At 68.2% G+C, this 7145-nt stretch carries 9 protein-coding genes and 2 pseudogenes; 6 read left to right on the plus strand and 5 right to left on the minus strand.

The window, feature by feature from the left end:
• Positions 1–279: 279 nt before the first annotated feature.
• The 3 genes from F7R91_RS39815 (at position 280) to F7R91_RS42390 (ending at position 2696) form a co-directional block, all read left to right on the plus strand.
• Positions 280–1554: a preATP grasp domain-containing protein gene (locus tag F7R91_RS39815; protein ID WP_150958504.1), complete on the plus strand. Its 1275-nt coding sequence runs from the start codon at positions 280–282 to the stop codon at positions 1552–1554.
• A gap of 117 nt (positions 1555–1671) precedes the next feature.
• Entirely contained in the window at positions 1672–2196 is a 525-nt protein-coding gene (locus F7R91_RS39820; RefSeq protein WP_225321076.1) for an ABC transporter permease subunit, read from the plus strand.
• 323 nt (positions 2197–2519) lie between these two features.
• Positions 2520–2696 carry a hypothetical protein gene (locus tag F7R91_RS42390; RefSeq protein WP_191971864.1) on the plus strand — a complete coding sequence of 59 codons (177 nt, stop codon included), beginning with the start codon at positions 2520–2522 and terminating at the stop codon, positions 2694–2696.
• Between the two features lie 76 nt (positions 2697–2772).
• Here the strand turns inward: F7R91_RS42390 and F7R91_RS39825 are convergent.
• Positions 2773–3012 (minus strand): annotated as a pseudogene (locus F7R91_RS39825) (hypothetical protein); the annotation flags it as partial.
• A gap of 84 nt (positions 3013–3096) precedes the next feature.
• A complete protein-coding gene (locus tag F7R91_RS44475; RefSeq protein ID WP_225321077.1) occupies positions 3097–3540 on the minus strand; it encodes a DUF6248 family natural product biosynthesis protein in 444 nt (147 codons plus the stop codon).
• 53 nt (positions 3541–3593) lie between these two features.
• Between F7R91_RS44475 and F7R91_RS39830 the strand changes: the two genes are divergently transcribed.
• Positions 3594–4073 (plus strand): hypothetical protein, encoded by a 480-nt coding sequence (locus F7R91_RS39830; protein WP_150958508.1) that lies wholly within the window; start codon positions 3594–3596, stop codon positions 4071–4073.
• Between the two features lie 316 nt (positions 4074–4389).
• Here the strand turns inward: F7R91_RS39830 and F7R91_RS39835 are convergent, their stop codons facing one another.
• Positions 4390–4617: a hypothetical protein gene (locus F7R91_RS39835; protein ID WP_150958510.1), complete on the minus strand. Its 228-nt coding sequence runs from the start codon at positions 4615–4617 to the stop codon at positions 4390–4392.
• Positions 4614–4835, minus strand: coding sequence for a hypothetical protein (locus F7R91_RS39840; protein ID WP_191971862.1), 222 nt, complete (start codon positions 4833–4835; stop codon positions 4614–4616). Before F7R91_RS39840 ends, F7R91_RS39835 begins: the two co-directional genes overlap by 4 nt.
• An 803-nt stretch (positions 4836–5638) precedes the next feature.
• Here F7R91_RS39840 and F7R91_RS39850 point away from each other — a divergent pair.
• Positions 5639–6478, plus strand: coding sequence for a GAF and ANTAR domain-containing protein (locus tag F7R91_RS39850; RefSeq protein WP_150958512.1), 840 nt, complete (start codon positions 5639–5641; stop codon positions 6476–6478).
• A 332-nt stretch (positions 6479–6810) separates the two neighbouring features.
• Positions 6811–7020, plus strand: coding sequence for a GAF domain-containing protein (locus tag F7R91_RS39855; RefSeq protein WP_191971863.1), 210 nt, complete (start codon positions 6811–6813; stop codon positions 7018–7020).
• 26 nt (positions 7021–7046) lie between these two features.
• Here F7R91_RS39855 and F7R91_RS39860 read toward each other — a convergent pair.
• Positions 7047–7145 (minus strand): annotated as a pseudogene (locus tag F7R91_RS39860) (IS5/IS1182 family transposase); the annotation flags it as partial.

Here is a 7145-nt window from a genome sequence, read left to right on the forward strand (position 1 = left end):
AAACCATCCCTGCCCGCCGCACAGTCCCAGAGTCGCGAGCTCTCGGGGCATGACCATCGACTGCACAGGCGGCCCGTGCATCTAGCCGTGCACTACGGCTGCGGAGTAACCGGCTTCGCCCCGTTCGCCTGTAGCAGGTCCGGTTTCTCGCTGGTTGGTGCCCGTAACTTACCTCTGTCCGATCTCCTGCTCTGTTGCGACCCGGCTCCTCCTTCGAGGCCGGAGCTGTCGGCCGTCGACGCCGGCGAGTGAGGTGGTCGGGCGGGGTAGGGATACTTCGTGGACCAGGACCGAAGCCCGTTGATCGTCTACGCGAACTTCTTCTCCGACGTCGCCGTCAGCCTCGCCGCTCACGAGGTCCTGACCCATTGGGCGGCGCAGGCGCCGCGCAAGATCTGGCTCCTGCAGCCAGGAGACGTGCTCGTCACGCCCGTTGAGCCGAGCGAGGCGTTCCGCCGCTACGCCTGCGGGCTGCTGGGGGTGCCGTACCGGGCGCTGACGGTGATGACGGCGCCAGCGGTGGAGGGGCTGCCCATGGCGGAAGCCCTGGACCATGCAGGACTGACGGACACGCTCGTCCATCTGGTGGCCGAGCGGCCTGGGGCGGCGCTTCTGCCCCTCGTCCTCGACGCCTCCACAGCCGTTCTCGCACGGCGATTGGGTGTGACGGTTGCTCCTTACGGCCCGCAAGGCCCGAGGAGAGGAGCCGTGGAGGCGGTCCATCGGCTCAACACCAAGTCCGGATTCCGCGCTCTCGCCGACGATCTGGGCATACGTGTGCCCCCGGGTCACGTGTGTGAGGGGCGGGCTCTTGAAGCGACCGCGACCGCGATGCTTGGGCAGTACGAGCAAATTGTGGTCAAGCCGGACCGCTCCGCAGGCGGCCACGGGCTCCGCTTCCTCTCGCGTTCGGAAACGGCGTTGACAGTCCCTCGGGGCGAGCCCGCCGCGACATGGGTAGTGGAGGAGCACCTCGATGTGGTCCGGTCGGTCAGCATCCAGATATACGTGGACGTATCAGGGCCGCGAGTGGTGTTCTGCGGGCAGATGCGTGTCCAACACGGCTCCTGCACCGGCTATGTCTCACCGCTGAGCGAGTCCGGAGGCGCCGTAGCGGCGGAGTTGGAGCAGTGGGGCATGGCATTGGGGCAGCATCTGGGGCGATTGGGCTACCTCGGACCGTGCGGGGTGGACGCGATCCTCGCCGCCGACGGGCACCTCTACGCGACGGAGACGAATGTCCGCCGCACCGCCACCACCACGGCGCAGTTCATGGCAACTCGTCTGGCCCGTGCTGCGGGCCTGGACACGCCGGCGTGGCTGCTCGGCAGGCGTCGCACCCGGGCGGCCCACGACTTCGAGGAGGCGGTTCGCCTATTGGAGCGGGCCGGCCTGTCCTGGGCGCCGAACACGCCGGGACCAGCCAGGGGCGTGGTCCTGTACGGGGATGCGCCCTCCGACGGCCGATCCTGGCGCTATGCGCTGCTCGGCCCGACCCGGACCACGCTGTTCGAACTTGAAAAGGCTCTGGCCGGCGTCATGGGATTCGAGTAGTCACCGGCCTCCGGGAATGGCAGCTCGACGAATCCACCTGAGGCGAGATCGAGCACCCTGCGCGCCCCGATCTGTGCCCCTCCGCGTATCAAGTCATGTGCACCCTCACGGAACCCCGTGAGGCTGGGGTTGCAGGACTCGGCTTGGTCGCTGGTCGTGATCTACTCGACCATCACAATCCCGGTGTCGACGTGGCTGCTGATCGGGTTCCTCAAAGCCCTCCCCCGAGACATCGAGGAGCAGGCGATGGTCGACGGCTACAGCCAGCTCGGCGCGCTGCTGCGCACGGTCCTGCCGCTGTTGTACCCCGGCATCGTCGCGGTGGTCGTCTTCGCCTTCACGCTGACCGCGAGCGAATTCATCTACGCCCTGTCCTTCATCTCGCCGACCGGAGAGAAGGTCGTCAGCACCGGCGTGCCCACTGAGCTCATCCGCGGCGACGTGTTCTTCTGGCAGTCGCTCCAGGCGTCGAACGGTGCTGATCGCGGTGGCCGATCGCCTTCGTCTTCAACCTGTTCTTGGCCCGGTTCGTCTCCGTGTTCACGATGGGGGCTGAGCCGCCTCGTGTGCGATGAAGGCCGTGGCAGAAAGTGCCGCTGCGGCTGGGGAGGCCCTGATGGAGTGGCGGGCGCCCCGGCGTGAGCGGCCTGGGGGCCCCGGGCCTGGTGGGTGTGCAGCGAGCAGCGGGCTTCTCTGGCGCAGGCGAGGGCAATGTAGCCGGTGGGCAGGTTTGAGGCGTACCTCGATCACGCGCCCATGGTCGGCCCGTCGGTTGCGTGGCCATCCAACGCACTTGGGTGCGGCTCGTTTCGAGGGATCCGCTGACCTGGGGGGATGTTGATTGGGGTGTGGGTGGGCAGGTCTCTTCCTGACGGGAGGGGGCGGTGCCGGTGGGTCGTTGCTCGATGCGATCTAGGCCGAGGAGGCCGTGGTCCGGAAGCATGTAGAAGAAACTCGAGAGCCAGATGGCCGAGTTGATGGTGCGGCTGGAGGCTGAACGTGAACGGCTGTCGCGGCTGGTGATCACCCGGGAGACGGCTGGCGAGCTCCTGGCGAGGATGACTGCCGGTGAGCCGGGAGGAACGGTGCGGGATGCGCCGCCCGCGGCGGAAGAGGTGTCGCCGTTCGCGGGGGCGGAATGACGGACTGTGGGGGTACTGGCGGTGCCGAAGTGGAGGCCGGCTCTGGAGGCCGGGGGTGCTGCCACGGTCTACCAGGCTGCACCGCGCTCGCCTCCAGTTGCTGGAACGGTCGGTAGCACGTGGCGTTGTAGGCCTGAGGGGATCTGGAACGTCAGTGCCCCGGGATGACGTTGCGTCCCAGGACCTGCGAGCGGACTTGCTCGGCCCACTCGGGGTGACCGGCTTCGTGCAGCAGCCGGACGGCGTGGTCCAGCTGCAGGTCGGCCGTTCCGGTCAGCTGGTGGAAGTCGTACAGCGGCCTCCGGCGCGCTCGGTCCCGCCGGATCACCAACTTCCTGGCAGACGACCAGGAGAAGCAAATCGCCCTGGGCGCGGTTTGAGGAAGATCAAGGGGAGCGGATTACGCTGAGGGCATACAGCAGTTCGATCCACACTGCAGGGAGAAAGTCCGTGGTCGCGCCGGAGGGTCAACGGTGCCGCCGTCGACGGGTGGGGCGGGGGCAAACCACCGGCAGGGCCGCTGGCCGGCCCCTAGTGGATCACGGCGACGACGAATCCGCCGCGGTCGGTGATGGTGCCGGCGTACGAGGCGGGCGCCGCTGGCGCTGACGCACTGGTCGTGGTGACCGGGGCCGCAGGGGTGGCAGATGACCTGCTCGTTGGAGCACCAGCTGTGGAAGCTATGTGCCCTGTGTCTGATGCTGACATGACGTTCAGCCCCTACTGGTTTCGACCACGCTACCCCTACGTGAGTACGAGAGGTCAGATCACTCCAGAGGGTGACGCAGCGGGATAGCAGCCTGCGCTGAGATGAGCAGAGGTGGCCCCCAGGCGCAAGGGGCAACCTGATGGCTCTGATTCACACGCGACTATGGGGCCACTGCCGAAAGGAGCAGCATGACAGACCGCTTTGACTCAGAATCTCCCAATATTGTCGAGGTCGTCATCAGGGAAGATGGCGATGGCAGGCCGGATGTAGAAGCGTTGCAGCGCGACCTCGATCGCCTCGGCGTCCGGGCCCGCGTATACCAAGGCGATCCCAGCTGCCCCGTCGTATCACGCCAGGCTGCTGGTGGCGACCTCGGCCCCGACACCGGTGGCTATGGTGCGCTGGACGTCCTTTCGGTGTCTGGGGTGGTGGACGGTGAGCAAGTCGTCCGCATCAACCCCGAAAAGATCCCGGGCGGATATCATCTGCAGATAGTTTTCCCCGTTCTGGGCGGAGATGAAAGGCGAGACGACGGCGCAGTGGCGTTCGGGCTGGAGAAGGATCCAGTGCCGGACCGCGCGCACATGCCAGCGCCGGGAGCCCGGCTGGAGGACTACGCACTCGACGAGGACGGTCAAACCAGGTGGCGTCCTCCCACGCAGGCTTGATCACGCCGCTTTATGCTCCAGGGAACGGCGAGGACACGGGGCTGCCGGCGGCTACTTTCCCGTCCTGCTCAACCACGCCGGGGCTGCCCAGCTGCTGCCTTGCTTTTGAGTCGACGCGGGCGGCGGTGGCCGATGTCCTGACAGCCCGTAAACACCCAAGGTTCGCAACCCCGTTCGGCAGCGATACGGCCCCTCTTCGCGGTTGCGCTCAGTGAGACTCACCATGGACAACGTCTCCTCGCCGGTCAGGCCGAGGAAGTCGGCGTTCTGGCCCCGCTCACCGGCGACCTCCTGTTGGTACACGACAAACAGCACCTCACCCTGCGCGGTGCCTGTCCCCGACGACTTCGCCAACCTCGCACCAGTCGTCGCGCCTCAGGTCGTGGCAGGAGCAGCCGCAGTGGCGTATCAGCAGCACGTCGAGCGCGTGCGGCAGGGGCACGTCTTTCGTCTGGGTGCACGCGCGGTGCAGGTCCTGGTAGCCCGGCTGCCGGGCGAGCGTGCACTCGGCCGACAGCGGCGGCCGATCGGTGGGCAGGCTCACCGTGGCCTGCCGCGACTTCGGGCGTTGGCCAGGGCAACCCCTGCCGCCAGCCTCTGGGCCGCCGTGGCGGGCCGCAAAGGGCCGCGGGCGTCCCATTCCCGCCCGCCGTCCAGGGGTTTGAGCTGCCAGTACGTGCCCACCCTGTCCATGACCCGGCCGACCGTGCGCGCGCCCTCGTCCCATACGAGATCACCGATCTGGGGTGTATACCCGTTCATGTGCACCCCCCCCACAGGGTTGGTCAGCCGGACGGCGACGTCGCGGACCCGGCCAGGACGATCAGGCTCGGCGAGGGTGACGCCGCAACCGCCCCCACAGACGGCAGCACGATGCCCGCCGGGGCCACTGTCGCCCGCACACTCTCCACCGCCGTTGTCACACCCGTGCTGCCTGGTTCTTGCTGCGCTGTAGCCATGAACTCAGCCTCATGACACTCCTGTTGAGAGGAAAGTGAGGATCGCCGGACGAATTCCCTGGGCCAGGTCCCGCAGTTCCCGCATGGCCGCACGCAACTCCTGCTGCAAGTTTCCCGGGCTCGACGATGCAGGTGCGGTCCATACGCTGACCACCGGTCGCGTTGGTCGCCTGCCCAGGCTCACCGCTCATCGCTGATCGCCCGATCCCGTCAAATCGCTTTGGCCGCGAGTGCGCTAGCTCCTTGATGACGCGCGGCGACCGGCAGCCGGCCTGGCGGGCGTGGGGGACGAAGGTGCGTCTTGCCAGTGCCCGGCCGCACACCGCTGACCCGCCTGTGCGCCCGCAGGGCAGCCCGCCCGCCACAGGGCGTTCACCCTGCAAGTGCCGAGCGAACCTGCATGGATGTTGGTGAAGCCTGAGCGGGGGTACTCCGATGACCTGGAACGGCCCGCCGCCATCGATCGCCGGGCGCCTCGACGTCCGGCCGCCCTGGCCCCAGTGCCCGCGCCATCGATGGCGTGGTCAGATGAGCGCTGAGGTGTTGCGGTCGGCCATACTGACGGATCATGCCCGCCTACCGCACGCGGCTGGGGAGGTGACACGGATGCGGCCCGAGCCCCGAGACGACAAGGGTGGCCAGGAAGGCGGTGACCTGCCGTCCGAGGAAGACGACCGGCGGCGGATCACCGAAGACCTGACGGCCGCCACACTGGGAATCGACGCCCGGCAGGTGCCCGAGGCACTGTGCCGGGCCTGCGTACGGCTGCTTCCGATCAGCGGCGCCTCCGTCTCCATCTCCGCGAGTCAGGCGCTGCATGCCGTGTGGTGCGCCAGTGACAGCACTGCCGCCCGGCTGGCCGAGGCACAGTACACGCTCGGCGACGGGCCGTGCCAGAGCGCGCTGGCGCTGACCGCACCCGTGCTGGCCGCCGATCTCAGCCAGGGCCCCGACGCACACCGCTGGCCCGTCTTCGCTCAGCAAGCCGTGCACCTTGGCGTGCGGGCCGTGTTCTCCCTGCCGCTGGGCACCAGCGCGCAGGCGGTCGGCACCCTCGACCTGTACCGCGCGGCAAGCGGTGGCCTGTCCGAACGTGACCTGAGGATCGCGTTGCTGGTGCGGGATGCGGTCACTTTCGCCGTGCTGAATCTGCACTCCGTCACCGCCCATCGCCCCCGAGGGGAGGCGGAGGGAGTAGCGTCATGGGTAGCTGCGGCAGAGGCTGATCACACGGAAGTCCACCAAGCCATCGGGATGGTCATGGTCCAGCTGGGCATGGATCCGGACCAGGCCCTGGACCGGATGCGAGCGCGTGCCTTCACCCAGGGCCGCACAGTGAGCGAGGTGGCCTCGGACGTCGTGGCCCGCAGATTCCGTTTCCGCCCAGAGACGGGCCGAGGACGCGACCCGCAAAATGGTCGGCCTGACGGCGCAGAGGGACGGTGAACGGTGATGAACCGCGAAGCACAGCTCGCCGGGGCATTCGTCGACCTCGCCGATTCCCTGGCCGACGATATTGACCCGGTGACCCTGCTGGACCGGCTGGTCCGCCACTGTGTGGAGATCATCGGCGCCGATGCGGTCGGGGTCATGATGGCCGGCAGCCGGGCTAGCCTGCGCACGATGACGGTTACTGAGAGCGTGCCGCGCTCGTGGAATTGTTCCAGCTGCAGAGCGGGGAGGGGCCCTGCCTGGACTGCTTCCGCAGCGGCCGCCCCGTCGACGCCGCCGACCTGGCGGCCAGTACTGACCGGTAGCCGCAGCTGGCCCCGCTCGCGGTGCGCTGCGGCTACCGCGCCGTCCACGCCCTGCCGCTCCGCGTCCAACACCGGACCATCGGAGCGGTCAATCTCCTGCTGGGCCGCCCGGGGGCACTGCCGGAGTCCGATCTCAGCCTGGCCCAGGCACTGGCTGACGTGGCGGCCCTCGCGCTGGTCCACTGGACTCCGGACCCGCTGCGGCCCACCGACATCGACACCCGCACTTAGAGGTCGCGCAGATAGGCGTGTACTACTCATGGACGGCGGTGCGGGCGTTCGTCCCAGCGGTGGGTGGTCCATGCCTGGCGGATCAGGCTACGTACGGTGATGATCGTGTCGGCGAGGTCGAAGAA

This window comes from Streptomyces luteolifulvus (genome assembly GCF_008806595.1).
Classification (GTDB): Bacteria; Actinomycetota; Actinomycetes; order Streptomycetales; family Streptomycetaceae; genus Streptomyces; species Streptomyces luteolifulvus.

Excerpts from the sequence above, each read along its gene's own strand:
- F7R91_RS42390 (WP_191971864.1), top strand. The coding sequence starts at position 2,520 with ATGGCCGAGTTGATGGTGCGGCTGGAGGCTGAACGTGAACGGCTGTCG.
- F7R91_RS39830 (WP_150958508.1), top strand. The coding sequence starts at position 3,594 with ATGACAGACCGCTTTGACTCAGAATCTCCCAATATTGTCGAGGTCGTC.
- F7R91_RS39840 (WP_191971862.1), bottom strand. The coding sequence starts at position 4,835 with ATGAACGGGTATACACCCCAGATCGGTGATCTCGTATGGGACGAGGGC.
- F7R91_RS39850 (WP_150958512.1), top strand. The coding sequence starts at position 5,639 with ATGCGGCCCGAGCCCCGAGACGACAAGGGTGGCCAGGAAGGCGGTGAC.